General features: G+C 33.2%; 17 protein-coding genes and 1 tRNA gene. All 18 read left to right on the forward strand.

Features of this window, described 5'->3' with window-relative positions; genetic code table 11:
* Window positions 1-92: 92 nt before the first annotated feature.
* The 18 genes from sdhC (at window position 93) to rnc (ending at window position 18,421) form a co-directional block, all read left to right on the forward strand.
* Window positions 93-470, forward strand: coding sequence for a succinate dehydrogenase, cytochrome b556 subunit (gene sdhC / locus OPR35_RS01815; RefSeq protein ID WP_010407125.1), 378 nt, complete (start codon window positions 93-95; stop codon window positions 468-470).
* A complete protein-coding gene (gene sdhD, locus OPR35_RS01820; protein WP_052264670.1) occupies window positions 467-832 on the forward strand; it encodes a succinate dehydrogenase, hydrophobic membrane anchor protein in 366 nt (121 codons plus the stop codon). The genes sdhC and sdhD overlap by 4 nt, the downstream gene beginning before the upstream one ends.
* A gap of 76 nt (window positions 833-908) precedes the next feature.
* Complete coding sequence (locus OPR35_RS01825) at window positions 909-2,156, forward strand: hypothetical protein (protein ID WP_139686622.1); 1,248 nt, start codon at window positions 909-911, stop codon at window positions 2,154-2,156.
* A 109-nt stretch (window positions 2,157-2,265) separates the two neighbouring features.
* Window positions 2,266-3,567: a sugar phosphate nucleotidyltransferase gene (locus OPR35_RS01830; RefSeq protein ID WP_265024950.1), complete on the forward strand. Its 1,302-nt coding sequence runs from the start codon at window positions 2,266-2,268 to the stop codon at window positions 3,565-3,567.
* A 116-nt stretch (window positions 3,568-3,683) separates the two neighbouring features.
* On the forward strand, window positions 3,684-4,913 hold the full coding sequence (locus tag OPR35_RS01835; RefSeq protein ID WP_007302450.1) for a lipoprotein-releasing ABC transporter permease subunit: 1,230 nt from the start codon (window positions 3,684-3,686) through the stop codon (window positions 4,911-4,913).
* Window positions 4,906-5,637, forward strand: a complete 732-nt coding sequence (locus OPR35_RS01840) for a hypothetical protein (protein ID WP_007302451.1) — start codon at window positions 4,906-4,908, stop codon at window positions 5,635-5,637. The genes OPR35_RS01835 and OPR35_RS01840 overlap by 8 nt, the downstream gene beginning before the upstream one ends.
* The gene (locus tag OPR35_RS01845; RefSeq protein WP_019236883.1) at window positions 5,634-6,854 is read left to right on the forward strand and encodes a tetratricopeptide repeat protein; all 1,221 of its coding nucleotides are present in this window, start codon (window positions 5,634-5,636) and stop codon (window positions 6,852-6,854) included. Before OPR35_RS01840 ends, OPR35_RS01845 begins: the two co-directional genes overlap by 4 nt.
* Window positions 6,855-7,020: 166 nt before the next feature.
* Window positions 7,021-7,893, forward strand: coding sequence for an ATP synthase F1 subunit gamma (atpG, locus tag OPR35_RS01850; RefSeq protein ID WP_007302454.1), 873 nt, complete (start codon window positions 7,021-7,023; stop codon window positions 7,891-7,893).
* 18 nt (window positions 7,894-7,911) lie between these two features.
* The gene (locus OPR35_RS01855) at window positions 7,912-9,246 is read left to right on the forward strand and encodes a TldD/PmbA family protein (protein WP_265024951.1); all 1,335 of its coding nucleotides are present in this window, start codon (window positions 7,912-7,914) and stop codon (window positions 9,244-9,246) included.
* 174 nt (window positions 9,247-9,420) lie between these two features.
* Entirely contained in the window at window positions 9,421-9,672 is a 252-nt protein-coding gene (locus tag OPR35_RS01860; RefSeq protein WP_007302456.1) for a cold-shock protein, read from the forward strand.
* A gap of 34 nt (window positions 9,673-9,706) precedes the next feature.
* Window positions 9,707-10,933, forward strand: a complete 1,227-nt coding sequence (locus OPR35_RS01865) for a DEAD/DEAH box helicase (RefSeq protein WP_012481988.1) — start codon at window positions 9,707-9,709, stop codon at window positions 10,931-10,933.
* 297 nt (window positions 10,934-11,230) lie between these two features.
* Window positions 11,231-13,510 (forward strand): AAA family ATPase, encoded by a 2,280-nt coding sequence (locus OPR35_RS01870; RefSeq protein WP_007302458.1) that lies wholly within the window; start codon window positions 11,231-11,233, stop codon window positions 13,508-13,510.
* 56 nt (window positions 13,511-13,566) lie between these two features.
* On the forward strand, window positions 13,567-14,565 hold the full coding sequence (locus tag OPR35_RS01875; RefSeq protein ID WP_007302459.1) for a hypothetical protein: 999 nt from the start codon (window positions 13,567-13,569) through the stop codon (window positions 14,563-14,565).
* Window positions 14,566-14,623: 58 nt separating this feature from the next.
* Window positions 14,624-15,514, forward strand: coding sequence for a class I fructose-bisphosphate aldolase (locus OPR35_RS01880; protein WP_007302460.1), 891 nt, complete (start codon window positions 14,624-14,626; stop codon window positions 15,512-15,514).
* A gap of 5 nt (window positions 15,515-15,519) precedes the next feature.
* Window positions 15,520-15,591, forward strand: a tRNA-Cys gene (locus OPR35_RS01885).
* Between the two features lie 107 nt (window positions 15,592-15,698).
* On the forward strand, window positions 15,699-16,496 hold the full coding sequence (locus OPR35_RS01890; protein ID WP_052264760.1) for a hypothetical protein: 798 nt from the start codon (window positions 15,699-15,701) through the stop codon (window positions 16,494-16,496).
* A 72-nt stretch (window positions 16,497-16,568) separates the two neighbouring features.
* Window positions 16,569-17,636 (forward strand): quinone-dependent dihydroorotate dehydrogenase, encoded by a 1,068-nt coding sequence (locus OPR35_RS01895; RefSeq protein WP_007302462.1) that lies wholly within the window; start codon window positions 16,569-16,571, stop codon window positions 17,634-17,636.
* A 92-nt stretch (window positions 17,637-17,728) separates the two neighbouring features.
* Window positions 17,729-18,421, forward strand: a complete 693-nt coding sequence (rnc, locus tag OPR35_RS01900) for a ribonuclease III (RefSeq protein ID WP_012481989.1) — start codon at window positions 17,729-17,731, stop codon at window positions 18,419-18,421.
* Window positions 18,422-18,459: the final 38 nt, after the last annotated feature.

Raw genomic sequence — 18,459 nt, forward strand, 5'->3', positions numbered from 1 at the left:
GTAATTCACCATTTCAAATAATAGTGTCATTATGTACTATACTGCTGTCTTTACTTCTACTTTATTTTTTAATTTCTCGATAACGAAATTTTATGAGTAACAGGCCTCTTTCCCCACATTTACAAATATATAAAGTACAAGTTACTAGTTTTTTTTCTATTATGCATAGATTGACTGGTATCTTGCTGTTTCTTTTATTAATCATACTTTCTTGGTATTTTATATTATATGTTTACTCCCCTAAGTTAATTATAGTAAGGTGCTTAAATGCATTATTGTTCACTCCTGTTGCTAAATTAGCTTATATCTTATGCTTTGTAAGCTTTATGTATCATTTTCTCAATGGTATTCGTCATTTATTGTGGGATGCTGGGCTTAATTTAGAAATTGCTAGTGTTTTAAAAAGTGCTATATTACTAACAATAATGCTATTTCTTTCTACTATGGCTTTTTTATTTATATTTATATGAGTCAATCTGTAAATTCAGTACATCATTGGTGGATCCAGCGTGTTTCTGCGGTGATTTTGTTATTTTTATTTCCTTGGTTTATTTACTCATTTTCTTGCACATTTTATGTTGATAGCCCTTTATCTTTTAATGAAAAATTATTTCAGGCTATTAATCATCCACTAGAGCTTTTGTTTTTTGTTATACTGGTGTTTTGCATTTTTTGGCATGCAGTTCTTGGAATGCAGGTAGTGTGTGAAGATTATATAGACAGCGTACCTCTAAGGATTTTTACAATTACATGCATAAAATACTTATCAAGCATTACTTATATAGTCCTTGCTTTTACGACTTTTTTCTTTTATAGGCATATTTTCTTGTAAAGTTGCCAGTTCTATGTTAATATATTATTAGTGTACTAGTTTTATTATTGAACTATAGCGATTTTGGTTTAGCAATATGTTAGAGACATTGAAAAAGTGGGGAATAGACCTTACGCTGAAGGTGAAGGATCTATTTAGTTCATCTGAATCTCAAGTTTATGTCAAAGACCTTAGAAAGGTAATGATATATGAGGATGGACGAAAGTGTCAATATCCAAAAAATTATGATCAGATTGTAGATTCTGGAAGAGTTGTAAAAAAAAATGACAAGCTTGTAAAAGATAAAGACGGAAATCCAGAGTACCAGCTTATATATAATGAATACAAATTTGATCTAGCCTTGGTTAAGGAAATTGATAAAAAATCTTACTTTACTATTGACTTTTTAGTTAGTAAAGGTAGGCGTGAGGTTAATGATTATAGTAAATTTTATAAGCCATTTAAGTTTTCAAAAATAGATCTTGAAAAACACTTGCCGGTCTTTGAGGTTGATACTAAGTTACTTAGATTAACTAATTCTTCTTTTCTTGCTAAAAAAGGTTGCTTCATCAATGATGACACGGGAGAAGTTGATGAGAAAGATAGAGATGAAAAAGGAAGAAATGGAAAATTACTATACGCTAGTGATTACAAGAAGCTAAGCACCCATTTTTCAGAAATTAGAGATCAGGATGGTAATCTAGAGCTAGATAAAAGTCTTATATCTGTTTCTATCGTTTTTGCTACAAGCTTGGCTAAAGTTTGTACTAAATTGTTGACCTCTCTTCCTATAAAGTTAGGGGAGTATTTAATAAGCGAACAAAACCCAATTGCAAAGTCTTTTGGCTATCTTTTGTTCACCCCTGCAATGGCAGTAAAAAATTTAGTGAATATGGGAGCTACCATACTTAAGGCTCCAATTTTATTGTTTGTAGCAAATGAGAAAAAGTATGGTGATGCTTATCTTACTATGTGGAAACACCAATTGAAAGAATGTTGGAAAGAAGTAAAAAGCGACTTTAATGTTGTTACAAATGGGGAAAGGCCAAAGCCGAAGCAGAAGGATCATAAGCCACTTAGCATAGCGGGTACATGGAAAGAGCTTAACGCTAGAAAATCAGATATTGAAAAAAACTTAGAGAAGGGGTTGAGCAAAAATAGTGAAAGTATAGATAAATCTAGAGAACTAGGTGTTGGAGAAAGCTTAAAGGAAAAGTTGCAAAACAAAACTGATGAAAAAGTAGCTGCAGCCGTTAATCAAAAAAGCAACACTCCTCATATTGATAGAGAGATAGAAAGAAGACAAGACTCATCACGAAATGTAGGGACTCCATCACGCTCGTAGTCAACCATCACTTTAAATTACTTTTTACTTTAATCATCTCACAATAAAAACTTGCATGCATTTTGCCGTTAGTATAAGATATTAATCAAATAATTAATATCTTAATTAAATGCGCCCTGTAATACTGTGTGGTGGTAGTGGCAGCAGACTTTGGCCTCTATCTAAGCCAAAGCAATTTCAGAAAATATTTAGTCAGAATACTATGTTTCACAACACTTTGTTGAGGCTAAAAGGCGATTATATGCCACCCATCATTACCACAAATATACAATATGAGTCATTATTGATGCAGGAATTACATGCATTACAGGAATGTAAAGTAGTTTTTGAACCAGTTAAAATTGGGACAGCGGCAGCAATACTAATTGCTGTGCTTCTCTGCGATAGGAACGAGACAATCTTAGTTCTGCCTTCAGACCATTTTATAGGTGATTTGAATAGTTTTTATGTTTCTATTGAGAAAGCGTCTAAGCTAGCCTCTGAAACTGACTCTATAGTCACTTTTGGGATAAAGCCTCATGAATTCAATTCGGAATACGGCTATATAAATGCAGTATATGGTCAGAAAGAAAAATGTCATATAGTAAAAGATTTTACAGAAAAACCCGAGCGTAAGGTAAGTAACGATCATTATTGGAACTCTGGAATATTTGTGTTTAGAGCAAAACGCTATATAGATGAGATAAAAAAAATTGCTCCGACTCTCTATAATTTATGTTGTGAAAGTATGAAGCATTTTGTACCACGAGAGAGATTTCTGTATTTAGAACAGCAAAATTGTGCAGGAATGGGTGATACATCTATTGATCACCTAGTGATAGAAAAAGCAGAAAATATTGCAATGGTAGAAGCTAATTTTGATTGGATGGATATTGGTACTTGGAGTTCAGTTTTAGAACTGAGTAAGAGATTTAGTGAGAATTTAGTTTCATTTCAGCATGTAACAAAAGGAAGAGAGCCAGTTTTGATGACAGAAAATGATGCAAAAAATTTACTAGGTAGAGTTTATAAACGGCCAAGTAAGAGCCTAATGTTGTTCATTAATAAAGTTAAGGAAGTAAAGCCAATAAGGAAAGAGGTTAAGCCATGGGGATTTTATAGTGTAGTTTTAATGGGCAAGGATTTTCTTATAAAATACCTTTTTATAAATCCACTGAGCTGCACTTCTAAGCAATTTCACCACTATAGAGATGAGTACCATATAATACTATCAGGGGTTGGATGCGTGAGTTTAGATGACAAAACATATGCTATAACAAAAAATCATGTAGTAGAGATTCCAAGGAAGGTGTTTCATAAAATTGAGAATAAAAGTACAAGATTTCCTCTTGAGATAGTTGAGTTTCAGGTAGGAAAGTTTTTATCTGATAATGATATAGTAAGATTGGACGATATATATGGAAGGTCTTAATATAGAACATTGAATATATTCTATAAGCTTGCTAAATTTAGACAACCTCATTTGAGGTAAAGGAAAAATTACAGTTATATGAAGCATAAAAAGTATGATATTTAAATCTTAGTATAATGTCTATTGCCTTTGAATTTACTATGGCTATTCGCTATTTGCGAGCAAAGAATTCTAGATTTTGCTCTATAATGGCCTTGTTTTCTATTATTGGTATTGCTCTTGGAGTTGCAACGCTAATAGTAGTAATGTCTGTAATGAATGGGTTCAGAGCAAAGCTGCTCGACTCTGTACTTGGCATTAATGGTCATATTAATGTTTACTTTGATAGAAGCATAAATTCAGATTACCACGCAGTGTTAAAATCTATTGAGAAAATCCCAGGTGTATTAAAAGCTACTTCTATGACCAATGATCAAGTGATCGTTGCAGCAAATAGTGGAATTGTGGGTAGCGTAGTCCGTGGTGTGTCAACTAAAGACTTACTTAATAATACTATCGTTAAGAATAATGTAATTATGGGTAACGTGGAAAAATTCGATGAAGGTATCATAATAGGGGCAAGATTAGCAGAAGCTTTGAATATTGATTATGGTGATAACATTATGCTTATATCACCTGAAGGATTTGATGCACTGTCTGGTGAAATACCAAAAATGAAAGAATATAAAGTTGTAGCAATATTTGATATGGGTATGTTTGAGTACGACAATACCTTAATGTATATGCCCATAAAGTCAGCTAAAGCTTTTTTTAATTATAAAGATAATGTGAGAAATATAGAAGTGTTTGTAGATGATATTGCTATGGCTAATAAGCTAGCAAACGCTATAGCAAAAGAAACAGGAATGAGAGCTGAAAGTTGGCAGTCTCAGCAAAGCCATTATGTTAATGCTTTAAAGACTGAAAGAAATGTGATGTTTTTAATTCTCACTTTAATTATAGTTGTAGCAGCATTTAATATTGTTTCAAATTTGATGATGATAGTGCAAGAAAAGAAATCTGCAATTGCAATTATGCGTACGTTTGGTGCAACAAGCGGAAGCATTATGCGCATATTTTGTGCTTGTGGATTGCTGATTGGTTTTACAGGAACTTGTCTTGGCTCTATTATAGGGGTTGTTTTTTCTCTCAATATTGAAAGTATTAGAGTGTTTTTAGAAAACATTACCAACATCAAACTGTTTGATCCTATGATATACTTTTTTTCAAGTTTGCCAGTGATATTAGTCTCTCAAGATGTGATTAACATTTCTGCACTTGCATTGTTCTTATCATTTTTAGCGACAATTCCTCCTGCATTACAAGCAGCTGCTCAAGATCCTGTGGAGATATTACGTTATGAATGATACTTGGAGAAAATGCATAGGTTGGTTCTTAATTATATTGTTGTTTGTTAGCTATATTACAATAAATAACATAATATTTTTTAAAATAAATCAGCAAGAGAGTGAAAATAGTATAAGTATTGTAACGGAAAAGATAGATGAACTTAAAATGTTGCTTGAAGTTAATCAAATTAAGGTAGAGAAAAAGATATTTGATTTAAAGAGAAATCTGCACACTCAATGTGAGCAAGGTGACGGTAGTTCAAGACATAAGAACCTCGCAAAGTTGCTGCTACTTGTGATTAAGATGAAGAATTCGTTATTGCAAGAAGCCAAGTTTGATAATCATATAAATTCAATAAAGCCTTTGATATCAGAGCTTGACGATCCAGAAATAGAAAATGCAGTCAATGAATTGGAAAATTTGAAAGAGGTAGATACTTTATGCGGGTTGAAATTGTCTTTTGAGAAGAACATGACTGTTATTAACTACAATAAAAGTAACTTGTTTAAAAAAATCATTTCAAATTGGATCAAGATAGATGATCGTAGTGATCCACTCAGGTTAAAGCTTGCGGAAATTGAAGAATTAATAAGCGATAATGATTGGCAGAGCATAGCCACCGCAATAAGTGACTTAACATACCCAGAATTCAAACCATGGCTTAATAAATTGAATGATTTTATTGTAGCTTTCAAGAATACTTCAATAATATATCGTCACTTATTACAATACATCTCATGATTTATTTTATAATTTTTGCTTTTTCGTTTTTATTTGGCATATGGATCAAGGTAAGTGGTGAAGTAATAAAATTGGAATTAGGCAATTACACTATAAGTATTGATCTATATTTCGTTATTCTTGCTTGCGTAGTCTTATTATTTTTATTGATTGCAGTTGCACGTTTTTGTTCTTCTATTTCATCAACATTTGCTAACATAAAAAATAGAAGAAGAAGTAGGGAAGAATTGCTTCTCTTTGAAGCTTTCTTTAGCTTAGATTTAGGTAATATAGAGAACACCAATAAGCTAATTAAAAATCTAAATGAAGAAAGTGATAAATTATCTTTAGTAAAGCTCTTTAATTCAGGTAAAACGGGAAATTACAGCTTTTTCAGCCATAATTTAACGAGTATTGCAAGTAAAAATCGCAACTTAGCTCTACTTCTGATCAATAAACTGATTATTCACCTAAAGCAAGAAAGGTTAGTCTTTCAAAAATTTATAGAATATTGCTCTAGTTCAATTAATGATAAAATTTTGTCTATTCCCTTTCAAATAGAGCATTGTATATTGCAAGAAGATTGGATAAATGCAATTTCAAAGTTAAAGGAAGCTATCAAATTCAATATTTTTCTTCCCTTTGATCGTAAAAAGATGTTAGCGGTTTTTTATTGCGCTTTAGCAAAGCAATACGAAAGTAAAGGAAGTTTTTGCAAAGCTATAGATTATTTAGCTAAAGCACAAAGTTATTATGCAACTTTTCAGCCCATCAATTATTTAAAGGCAGAATTATATATCAAGCTTGAAAAAATCAGAAAAGCTTCCACAGTATTAGAGGAAGAGTATAGAGTAAATCCTACTCCTCAATCAGCTAGAATGTATATCAAGTTAAATAATAAAGGCGCTGAAAGACTATATAACTTACGCCCTGATTATTATTTTAGTTATTGCTTGCTTGCTTTGTCTTCAATTAGCTTAGGGAAATATGATCTTGCAAGTCAGCATTTAGATATTGCTATGAAAAAAGCTAATTACATATCAATCTACCTTGTTATGGTACAGCTCAAGATTATGCTACAAGAGTATGATCAAGCAATTTACTGGCTAAATAAGATGAACTCAGAAGCTGTGCCTGATCCAGGTTGGAAATGTGTTGATTGTAATAAAGAGCTAAAGCAATGGGATTATAAGTGCTCAAGTTGCAATAGTCTTAATTGTATTTACCTTATATTATAAGACTCCATAAGGTGTGATACTTTTACATCGAGATTGCTTTAATATAATCTTTATCTCAAAACAGTAAATCTGTGAGTTTCTTAGTTAGGTTTGATTCCAATGTCAAAAAAACTTGTTTTTAGACATTACCAGTTATATATTTTAATAAATTAGAATTATATATAAAATGAAGAGCTTAAAGGAATTATCCTTAAGAATTAAAAATATTAAGTCTGTGCAGAAAATCACGAAAATAATGCAAATGGTTTCTGCAGCAAAATTATTACAAAGCCAAAAGAAATTATCAAATTCAAAATTGCATATATCTAAGCTGCATAGCATTATTTCTTCACTAGCGCTATCAGCGGATCAAGAGTTACTAGCAAGAATTCTAAATATCAATAATGAAGATTCTTTCCTAGTATTTATTATTGCATCTGATCGTGGTTTATGTGGCAGCTTCAACTCCTCTGTTGTTAAATTTAGTCAGGAGCATATAAACAAATTAATTGCAAATGATAAGAAAGTAGACATTGTTTTTTTTGGTAAGAAAGCTTTTGAGACAGGCAAAAATAGATTTAATTCTAAAAATATCTTGAAGGTTGAAAATAGTAAGGGAATCACACTAAAGCGTGTGGAAGCCTTGGTTAGTGATATAGATCTAAGTAAATACAATAAAGTTAAGGTTTTTTACAGTAAATTCTATAATACCTTCATGCAAAAGCCAATATTAGAAACAATAAAACCATGGAGTAAAGACTCATTATTAATTGATAATTCTGTAGTTAGTCCTCTAACAGATTACAGCTATGAGTATGAACCACAAAATATTGAGTTTATTTTAAAATCTTTGACTCAAGATTATGTTACAGCTTCTCTTTATTCTGCTTTACTTGAAAGTGCAGCAAGTGAAAATAGTGCTAGGATGGTTGCTATGGAATCAGCAAACAGAAATACAAAAGAAATGCTAAATAAACTAGCATTACTTTATAATCGTTCTCGTCAAGCAGCAATTACAACTGATTTGATTGAAGTTATAGGTGGTGCAGAATCTTTATAGAAACTCAAGGAATGAAAAATGAATATATTAAATATTGCAGCAGATATCACTAAACTAATAAAAAAGCAGAATCAAGACGCAGAAGTTACAATATATGAAACTAATAAGACCTCGGTTTCTCAGCGTCTATCAAAAATTGAACAAATATCACAATCTAAAAACTGTACTGTCGGAATTAGAGCTATAGCAGGTAAGAACAAAGCTGCGTATATTTCCACAAACGATTTGAATAATCTTAGTAGTGCAGTGAGCCAAGTGGTGGAAATGGCAAAGAATGCCCAGGAAGATCCTTGTATTAGTTTTGCTGTAGATGGCAGTAATTATATCTCTTCTGCAGATTTAAATATCTCAGATAATAATGTTGTAACAATTGATAACTTAAAAGAAATTACTGAAGCTACAGAAAATTCAGCTCTTGCACATAAAAATATTATTAATTCCGAAGGAGCTTCATCTTCACATACTTCAGTAAATACAGTATTATCAACCGTTTCTGGTTTTGTTGGTTCATTTAGTAAGTCAACTTTTGTTAATCAGGTTTCTGTTGTTGCTGGAGAAAAGAATGAAATGAAAATAGGCTACGATTACGATGTAGCATGCAACTTCAGTGATTTAAAAACACCGGAGTCAATAGGGAAAGAAGCAGCAAAAAGAGCAATAGATCAATTGGGTTCATGTACAATCAGGACAGGCAAATTTCCGGTTGTTTTTGAAAAAAGAGCAGCAAAAGAGCTAGTAAAGAGCTTTGCTTCTGCCATAAATGGTAGCAATATTGTAAATAATAGCTCTTTTTTGAGAAATAGTTTAAATAATCAAATTTTTAATACTGAGATTAGCATTATTGATGACCCATTGTTACCAAGGGGTATAACATCAAGACCGTTTGACGGGGAAGGAATAATGAGTAGAAGAAATGAATTTGTAAAAAATGGAGTACTGCAAAACTGGATTTTAGATCTATATTCGGCTAGGAAATTAAACTTGGAAACGACCGCAAATGCAACTCGTGCAAGTAATGCTGCAATTATTCCTTCAGCTAGTAATTTCTATTTCAAAAATGGTAATAGATCGTTTAAGGAATTAATTGAGGAAGTAAAAGAAGGAATATATGTAACTGATTTATTTGGTTTTGGTGTTAATTTAATCAATGGCGATTATAGTCAAGGTGCATGCGGATTTTTTATAGAAAATGGTAAAATAACGTATCCAATACACGAGATTACTGTTGCCGACAATTTGAAAAATATGTTTAGCAATTTAGTTGTTGCAAATGACCTAACTTTCTGTGGGCAGTTTAATTCACCAACGATTAAAGTTAGCGAAATGACAGTAGCAGGTTCACTTAGTGATTAAAAATTTTAGTTGCATTAAGTACAATAATTGTGTACTATTACTATGTAATGTTAAGAATAGACTATGGAGTATAGAAGTTTAGTTGCAGTAACTAAGCTTAAAGCATTCTAAATCGTAATTTCAAAGTTTTTCATCACATTAATAATGTTAGTTAGTAGTTTAGGAGTTATCCATATGGAATTTGGTAATATAAAATGGTTTAATGTTGAAAAAGGCTATGGTTTCATCAAGCCAGAAGGTAAAGGTGAGGACGTTTTTGTACATGTTAGTACATTAGAACGTTCAGGAATAAGACCTGATGAACTTCGAGGAGAGGATAAAAAGAGAGGAATGAAAGGGGAAAGAGTAAGTTATGAGCTTAAAGAAGAGCGTGGTAGGAACGGAGAAGATAAAAAGTCTGCAATAAATTTAAGATTGGAAGATTAGTCTATCGTGAAGCTTTTTAATAGGGTAATGTATTGTGAGTAATTTTCATGAAATGGGGCTTCCAACTTTGCTTAGGCAAGCTCTAAGTAAAAATAATCTTTGTGTTCCAACCCCGATTCAGGTGCAAGCGATTCCTCTAGCTCTTCAGGGCAAAGATATTCTTGGGTCTGCTCAAACGGGAACTGGAAAAACCTTAGCGTTTGCTATTCCACTGGTTGCTAAATTGATGAATGAGCCAAGCATTGGTTCAGCTTTAGTCATCGTGCCAACCAGAGAGCTTGCTCATCAGGTAACAAGTGAGATAAGAAAACTCTTATCTCAAAGTTCTTTACTAAGAGTTGCTTTGTTGATCGGAGGCGAGCCTATTTTTAGGCAGCTAAATCAGCTTCAGAAAAAACCACAAATTATAATAGGTACTCCTGGTCGTATTATAGACCATATTGAGCGTAAAACTTTAGTTACTCGGAATGTTGGTATTCTTGTGCTTGATGAGACGGATCGTATGTTTGATATGGGCTTTGGAATTCAGATTGAAGAAATTATGAAGCATTTGCCTAAAATAAGGCAAACTCTTATGTTTTCTGCAACTCTTCCTGGAGAAATAGTAAAACTTACTGAAAAATATCTTAATCAACCAGAGCGTGTTTCTGTCGATTGCCAGGCTACAACTTCTGTAAAAATTAAACAAGAAGTTGTTTATGCATCAGAATCAGAAAAATATGGCAAGCTTGTTACACAATTATGTCAGCGCAAAGGATCAATCATTATTTTTGTCAAAACAAAGCGAGGAGCGGATCAGCTAGCTGACAAATTGCACAAAGATGACTATAGCGCTTTGGCAATTCATGGTGATTTAAGGCAGCACAAGCGTGAAAGAGTCATTGATTCTTTTCGTCGTGGCCGCAATCAAATCATGGTTGCAACAGATGTTGCTTCTCGCGGTCTTGATATTCCGCACATTCAACATGTTATCAATTATGATGTACCACAATCGCAAGCTGATTATGTTCATCGTATAGGTAGAACTGCACGTGCGGGAGCTGAAGGATTTGCATTATCTTTTGTTACACCTCAAGATAAGAGAAGACTGCCTGCACTAGCAGATAAAGAAGGAGAGCCAAATTTTGATTGTAGTATGCAATCTCAAAAACGTAACAGCAAAAAGATCTTTAAAAGGCCAAGTACGTTAAAGGCTAAATACGGTAGAAAAAAGATCAATGTATTTAAGAAGAAAAGCAGAGTACTAGAAAAAGCGTATTAATGTACTTAACTATTCTTCTATTCTTTAAAAGCTCCAGTAAACTTGCTGCAAAGTGAAGTGATTGGAGGATGGTAGAAAGAATATATAGCTAGCCCAAATTAGATTTACCTACAATTTGATAATCTTAATTCTGCTGCTTATAACGTTTTGAGATTATCACAACGGTATAATGTTAGGCTGTGTGGACTATAATCTGTAGCTTAATTCAATTTGGCTACAACGAGCTGCTAGATTTCAGTTTTTTTAATAATTGTGTGCTACTAATTATATATAAATTTACACTTTTAAAGAGAATAGATGATTTCTAAAAATTTAGAGGCAAGTTTAAATAGAGCGTTACAGATTGCTTCTGATTGTAAGCTTAAATATGCAAAAGTGGAACATTTGTTGCTAGCATTAACCAAAGATGTGGATGTAAATTATGTTTTATCAAGATGTAACATCAGAGCTGGTGAAATCATAAATATAGATAATATTATATTAAGGAATGATCGTGGTAATAATGCAAAAGGTTTTTTACAAGACAACTCCGAATTAACTGTCAATAAAGTTGAGCCTGATGTGCTATTTCAACGCATAATACATAAAGCCATGATACGAGCTCATCGTCTGGGAAGAAAAGAAATAAATGGAGCAAGTATTCTATTAGAGATTCTGTCTGAGCAAGATTTATACATTGAAGAGCTATTATGCAAACAGAATGCAAAGGATTCTAATTTGATTTATAACATATCCAATATAAAATATTCAGGTGATATAGAAGAATATGTAACTAATCGCAAGATAAAACTTGATAAGAATAACGATATCTCTACTGTAGCAAATAAAGGTGAATTATTAAAAGATGAAGAAGTTCTACAAAATTATTGTAGAAATTTAAATGATTATGCAAGAAGCAAAAAAATAGATTATGTCATTGGTCGTGATTATGAATTAAATCGCACTATAGAAATCTTGCTAAGACGCAGAAAAAATAACCCTTTATATGTCGGAGAACCAGGTGTTGGTAAAACAACAATAGTTGAAGGCTTGGTATTGAAAATTATTGAAGGTAGTGTTCCGAGTGCACTGAGATCCAGCATAATTTATGCTTTGGATTTAGGATCACTTCTTGCAGGAACACGCTATAGAGGTGACTTCGAAGAGAGAATAAAATCTATAATAAAAGTAATTGAGGCAAAACCTGGCGCTATTCTTTTCATTGATGAAATACACACTATTATTGGAGCAGGTTCAACAAGTGGCAGCTTTCTTGATGCTGGCAATCTGCTCAAACCTGCACTTGCAAGAGGTGCGTTGCGTTGTATAGGTGCAACTACATATAGAGAATATAGCAATAGCTTTGAAAAGGATAAAGCATTAGCAAGGAGGTTTCAAAAAATTAATGTAAAAGAGTCTTCTATTAATGATACAGTAAAGATACTAGATGGTATAAAGCATTACTATGAAAGGTATCATGGAGTATATTACACGAAACATGCCATTAAATCTGCAGCTGAACTTTCACACAAGTATATTACTGGGCGAATATTACCTGATAAAGCAGTTGATGTTATAGATGAAGCAGGGGCATATTGTAAGTTACAAAAAAGCAGGCGAAAAATTATAAACAGTAGAGACATTAAGAGTACTATCGCTAGGATTACAAACGTACCTTGCGGGTTTGATGATATGCAAAGAGTAAAATCTTTGAAAGAAAATCTCAATAGGGCCATTTTTGGTCAAGAGCAAGCGATAGAGTTTCTCGTTAATTCTATTAAAATTGCTAAATCTGGTCTGAGAAGTTACAATAAACCCTTGGCAAAGTATCTTTTTGCAGGGCCAACTGGTGTAGGTAAGACTGAGCTTGCGAAGCAGCTAGCACAAAATATGGGTATGAACCTTATTCGGTTTGATATGTCTGAGTATATGGAACCTCACACAATATCTAGAATGATTGGTTCCCCTCCTGGATATGTGGGTTACGACCAAGGTGGATTGCTTACAGAATCTGTATCTAATAATCAATATAGCGTAGTACTTCTTGATGAAATTGAGAAAGCTCATAGTGATATTTATAATATATTACTACAAATCATGGATTATGGTTGTGTTACAGACACTTACGGACGTAAGGTTAATTTTTCCAATACGATTTTAATTATGACAACCAATGCAGGGGCATTTGAACGTAACAAAAGTTCTATTGGCTTTGGGTATAAAAACTTTAACATCAGTGACAGCGAAAAAGCAATGGAACGGGTTTTTAGCCCCGAATTTCGTAATCGTCTTGATGCAGTCATTTCCTTTTCTGATTTGGATGCGGATGTCATTTTGCACATTGTGGATAAATTTATTCAGGAATTAAAAAAACAACTTGTGCAAAAGGGTATAAGCTGCTCAGTGGAAGAAGAAGTAAAGTCTTATCTTGCGCAAACAGGTTATAGCAAAGAAATGGGAGCACGCCCAATAGAGAGGCTGATTGAAAAAGAGATAAAAAGTCATTTGGCTGAAGAAATACTGAATCGTCGATTAATTAAAGGAAAGAAATTAAGGATTTATATTGGTAAACACGGAATTGCTTTTGATATAGTTTAAATTCTTGCTTGAGTATTAAATTTGTAGTATAGTCACTATTTTTTAATGAGGCTATAGTGGCAAGTTTAACCAGAAATCAATATTACAGTAATCAAGATTTACGGAATTTATTTTCAAGGCTGGGAATAAAAGCGGAAGAAGTAATAAGCCAGGAGTTTGATGATGTACTTAAGTTAGTTGAGCGGCGCTTTAGAAGAGCTTCATTAAAATGTCACCCTGATAAAGTAGTAGGAGAGAAAGAGAAAAAAATAGCTGAAGAAAAGTTTAAAAAACTTAGTGCAGATAAAGATAAGCTAGAGAAATATCTTAACGACTTAAAAGCAGCTGGCATATCTATAACATTACAGCGAGAAGTGCAGGAAAAACAAAGGAGAATCAATGAGATTCTATTGCGTAGAGAGAAAGCTGTGAATAGAGCATGTTTATTTTTTATATTAGCAAATGTGGTACTTGGTCCGTCGCCTCAAGTCAAATATTGCTTATCACAACTTGCTAACAGTGGCAAAGTGCAAAATATTGCTTATAAATTTTATGCATTCAGCATTGGAGTTTGGCCATGGTTATTTATTATATCCTTTTGTAGTATTATCTATGCAGCAAGTAAACAAAGAGGCTCACAAGAAGGAAATCTAGATAGGTTAAATAGAAGATACAATCTACTTATTGCTGCTGATAATTATGTAATATGTATATCAGCAGCGTTTGCTGTATGCAGTTTAATGTCGGAAGTTGCACAAAATGGCTGGCCTGTTCAATATGGAACGATGCTAATAGCTAATTTAGCATTAGATTTATTACTTATTGCTTTACTTAGGACTTTTGTGAAAGCTTTTGAACTATATGGTGAATACTGTACCCAGTGTTTATATGAAGAAGATGCGGAATTTAGTTATAAAGAAAAATTTGCATGGTATGACTACAAATTAGTACTTATGCCGCTCGTTCTTCCTATTGTTAAAATGTATTTTGAAGATTTAGTTCAAGAAAAACCACAACAGCATACTACTGATCCTAAAGTTACACCTTTAAATATAGGCGTAGGAACAAGAGCATAAAAAGGTCTTTGCTTCAACTATAGTTTTTGCTACACTTTGAGTAAATTTGAAGATATTAATGAGTGAAGAAGTAAAACAAATCCTAAGTTACTACGAAAGTGAAAACCCTGGAGTAAAAGCGAATCTTACTCGCATTCTTATGCATGGGAAACTTGGTGGAACTGGCAAGTTAGTAATTCTCCCTGTAGACCAGGGATTTGAGCACGGACCAATAAAAAGTTTTGAAGTTAACCCTGATGCTTACGATCCACATTATCATTTTCAGCTTGCAGTTGATTCAGGAGTAAGTGCATACGCTGCTCCGCTTGGTATGATCGAAGCTGGTGCTTCAACTTATGCTGGAATGCTACCACTTATTTTGAAGCTTAATAGCGCTAACTCTTTGCACTCAAAAAGCTTAACTTCAGATCAAGCAATAACTGCCTCTGTAAAAGATGCGCTGCGTTTGGGCTGCATGGCTGTTGGGTTTACTATATATCCTGGTTCTGCTAAGTGTTTTGATATGATGGAAGAAGCTCGCAAAATTATAGCTGAGGCTAAATCTTGTGGCCTTGTTGTAGTGCTATGGTCTTATCCACGTGGTGAAGGGGTTTCCAAAGAAGGTGAAACAGCAGTTGATGTGATTGCCTATGCTGCGCATATAGCGGCTTTGCTCGGTGCCAACATAATAAAAGTAAAACTTCCAACCAATCATCTGGAAAGAGAAAAAATAGAAAATATTGAATCATTATCTAAAAGAATTGAATATATTAAAAAGTCTTGCTTTGCAGGAAAAAGAATAGTAGTTTTCTCTGGTGGTGAGTCAAAGTCAGTGGATGATATATACAATGAGGCAAAAGAAATTAAGCAAGGTGGTGGTAATGGTTCAATTATCGGGCGCAACACTTTTCAAAGAAAAAAAGAGGATGCTTTATCTATGCTAAAAGATATAATTAATATCTACGCATAAAAAACGGCTGGGTGGCAGAATGGCTTATGCGGAGGACTGCAAATCCTTTTATACCGGTTCAATTCCGGTCCCGGCCTCTTACTCCAATTAGATCGTTTTTTCTTCTCAAATTTTAACAAGAAGTGTGGCTTTTAATGAAATATTTAAAAAAATAAGATACTATATTCAAAATATAAGCAGTAAAATGCCAAAGAGATTAACAGAAGTTTTATTATTGATTGGTTTGCCCTTCTTGCTTACCAGTTGCACTTTTCACTATTTATTAAAGAGCTCGTATACTCATCTTGCACCAGAAAAGTACCCTTCATCCAACAAACAGCCGGTTTACGTCGGTACAGCTTACAGTGCACAGACTATATATAATGCGTTATTTAATGACTTTCTGTTAATAGGTAAGTCATCATTCACAGCCAAACATGGGCGTGCTAGTCAATATGTTAACTATGGAAGAGAAGTTGGAGCAGATGTGATAATCGTATCATTTCAAAATATGCAAAAGGATAAAGAGCATTTTAGCATCACAGAAAAACTATTATGGGACACAAGCTTAACAACATTTCATACAAGGACCATTATAAACTTTGATCAGGACGTACTCTTTCTAAAAAAGGTAGGTGATGCAAAAGCTCCATGGGAATATGTCAAAGGAGAGTTCAAGCTTCACGAAAAAGACGATACTGATCCATATCTAGGGAATTGGGTAGGGTATAGAATATGCGAGATTGCAATATCTTCTTCAGAAGATGAATACTTAGGATTTGTAAATGAAGATAATTGTAAAGAAAAATCTGGAATAAATAAGATGCTTGCTTGGAAAAATGGGGATGTAAGGTTGCGGATTAATAAACAATCAAAACAGGGATTTTATTTAAATCGAAATAAGATTCCTATACTAATAAAATCTCAAATTAACAAATTTGGCTACCTCGAATTAGTAGATGAAAATACTGATCAAGTTCTGGTTTCCCTTCAGAAAAATTAGTTTTTACTACCCATAGAAACTATATACTTACTATTTTGATAAACCTCAAGCTTTCTAAGTTATTCTTGTTGCATGGTAAAAAATAAACTAAAAATAAGCAAAGTGTTTTACAAAATGATATTACGTAATTTATTGTTTTTACTGCCGCCTGAAATCGCTCACTCCTTGGTAATAACGGCGTTAAAAAAGATGCCCTGTAGGAAACCTATAGAACTACCTAAGTCTTTAAATGTAAACTTTTTTGGTAATAAAATTAGGAGTCCTGTAGGTCTTGCTGCAGGTTTTGATAAAAATGCGGAAGTTGTAAAGCCGATGCTCTCATTTGGTTTTGGATTTATTGAGGCTGGTACTGTAACTAAACATCCCCAATATGGAAACAAAAAACCGAGAATTTTTCGATTAATTAAAGATGAAGGAATAATTAATAGATTGGGATTTAATAATAAAGGAGTAGACTATTTTCTTAAACAGATAAGTGAAACTAAACTTGGTAATTGTATTTTTGGTATAAATATAGGAAGAAACAGTACATCAAAGGACCAAATCAGCGATTATGTTGACTTAATAAAGATAGTATATGGAAAGAGCAATTATATAGTACTGAACATCTCATCTCCAAACACACCTAACTTGCGCGATTTGCACAATAAACAAGAATTATCCAAATTGTTGAAATCTATCACTCTAACCCGGAAATCAATCGATAGCTCTGAATCCATACCGATAATATTAAAAATTTCTCCAGATATAGATCAGCAAACAAAAGAAAATATCGCTGAGCTTACACTAGAATATAAAATTGACGGCTTAATAGTAAGCAACACTACGATAAGTCGAGATTCTTACTATAATGAGAGTGGTGGGTTGAGCGGCAGGCCATTATTTCAACTTTCAACCGAGTTATTGAGTGACATGTACAAGCTTACTAAAAGCAGAATTCTATTGATAGGATGCGGAGGAATTTCAAGTGGTGTTGATGCATATGAAAAAATAAAGGCAGGAGCCTCTTTAGTACAACTGTACACTGCTCTTGTATACCAGGGGCATCAAGTTGTGAACAAAATCAATCTGGAGCTTGCAGAATTGGTAAAAAGAGATGGATTTAGTAACATTACTGAAGCAGTGGGTTGTATACATTAATTTTGGAAGTTATTGATATTGTTTTAGTAAAGTAGAGCTAACTTTTTAGTGTAGAGGTATGATAGAGAGTGCTTTTCTATTGAATGATTAATATGAGAGTTTTGAACGATACAATATCTAAAGTTATTAATTATAAATTTACAGATTATGCAATATTAGAAGAGGCATTAACCCACCCAAGCGTAAATAAGAGAAATAGCGAAGACCAGGTTGTAAGCTACGAAAGGCTAGAGTTTTTGGGCGATAGTGTTTTGAATATGGTTGTGTCTGTTATGCTGTTTAAAATGTTTCCTGAAGAAAAAGAAGGAGCATTGGCAAAAAGAAAAACGGATTTAGTTTGTGGCAGTACCATTGCTAATGTTGCTAAAGAAATAGAGTTAGGTAACTTTATTATCATGAATAATAGTGAACGTTGTAACGGAGGAAAATGTAACTTAAAAAATTTAGAAAATTCGCTTGAAGCACTAATAGGTGCAATTTATATTGACGGCGGACTTGAGAGTGTTGAGAAATTTATTATCCGACATTGGGAAAAGCTAGCTAAGGACATCCTCGATCCTCCTCAAGATCCTAAAACTTCACTGCAAGAATGGACTCAGAGAAATAAATTACCTTTACCGAAGTATGAGCTTGTAAAACAAACTGGACCAGCACACAATCCTGAATTTACTATATCAGTTTGCATAGAGAGTTATGACAAAGTTTCTGCATGCGCTCCTAGTAAGAAAATTGCTGAACAAAAAGCTGCTGAGTTGATCCTAGAAAAAATTAAAAAAACGACTTAGTTTAATCAAAATAGCTGTTAGCATAAATTTAAAGTAAG

Source organism: Wolbachia endosymbiont (group B) of Protocalliphora azurea (genome assembly GCF_947251865.1).
Taxonomy (GTDB): Bacteria; Pseudomonadota; Alphaproteobacteria; order Rickettsiales; family Anaplasmataceae; genus Wolbachia.

Bases quoted from the DNA above. Each gene is read 5' to 3' on its own strand.
- sdhC (WP_010407125.1), top strand. From the start codon at position 93: ATGAGTAACAGGCCTCTTTCCCCACATTTACAAATATATAAAGTACAA.
- sdhD (WP_052264670.1), top strand. From the start codon at position 467: ATGAGTCAATCTGTAAATTCAGTACATCATTGGTGGATCCAGCGTGTT.
- OPR35_RS01825 (WP_139686622.1), top strand. From the start codon at position 909: ATGTTAGAGACATTGAAAAAGTGGGGAATAGACCTTACGCTGAAGGTG.
- OPR35_RS01830 (WP_265024950.1), top strand. From the start codon at position 2,266: ATGCGCCCTGTAATACTGTGTGGTGGTAGTGGCAGCAGACTTTGGCCT.
- OPR35_RS01835 (WP_007302450.1), top strand. From the start codon at position 3,684: ATGTCTATTGCCTTTGAATTTACTATGGCTATTCGCTATTTGCGAGCA.
- OPR35_RS01840 (WP_007302451.1), top strand. From the start codon at position 4,906: ATGAATGATACTTGGAGAAAATGCATAGGTTGGTTCTTAATTATATTG.
- OPR35_RS01845 (WP_019236883.1), top strand. From the start codon at position 5,634: ATGATTTATTTTATAATTTTTGCTTTTTCGTTTTTATTTGGCATATGG.
- atpG (WP_007302454.1), top strand. From the start codon at position 7,021: ATGAAGAGCTTAAAGGAATTATCCTTAAGAATTAAAAATATTAAGTCT.
- OPR35_RS01855 (WP_265024951.1), top strand. From the start codon at position 7,912: ATGAATATATTAAATATTGCAGCAGATATCACTAAACTAATAAAAAAG.
- OPR35_RS01860 (WP_007302456.1), top strand. From the start codon at position 9,421: ATGGAATTTGGTAATATAAAATGGTTTAATGTTGAAAAAGGCTATGGT.
- OPR35_RS01870 (WP_007302458.1), top strand. From the start codon at position 11,231: ATGATTTCTAAAAATTTAGAGGCAAGTTTAAATAGAGCGTTACAGATT.
- OPR35_RS01880 (WP_007302460.1), top strand. From the start codon at position 14,624: ATGAGTGAAGAAGTAAAACAAATCCTAAGTTACTACGAAAGTGAAAAC.
- OPR35_RS01890 (WP_052264760.1), top strand. From the start codon at position 15,699: ATGCCAAAGAGATTAACAGAAGTTTTATTATTGATTGGTTTGCCCTTC.
- OPR35_RS01895 (WP_007302462.1), top strand. From the start codon at position 16,569: ATGGTAAAAAATAAACTAAAAATAAGCAAAGTGTTTTACAAAATGATA.
- rnc (WP_012481989.1), top strand. From the start codon at position 17,729: ATGAGAGTTTTGAACGATACAATATCTAAAGTTATTAATTATAAATTT.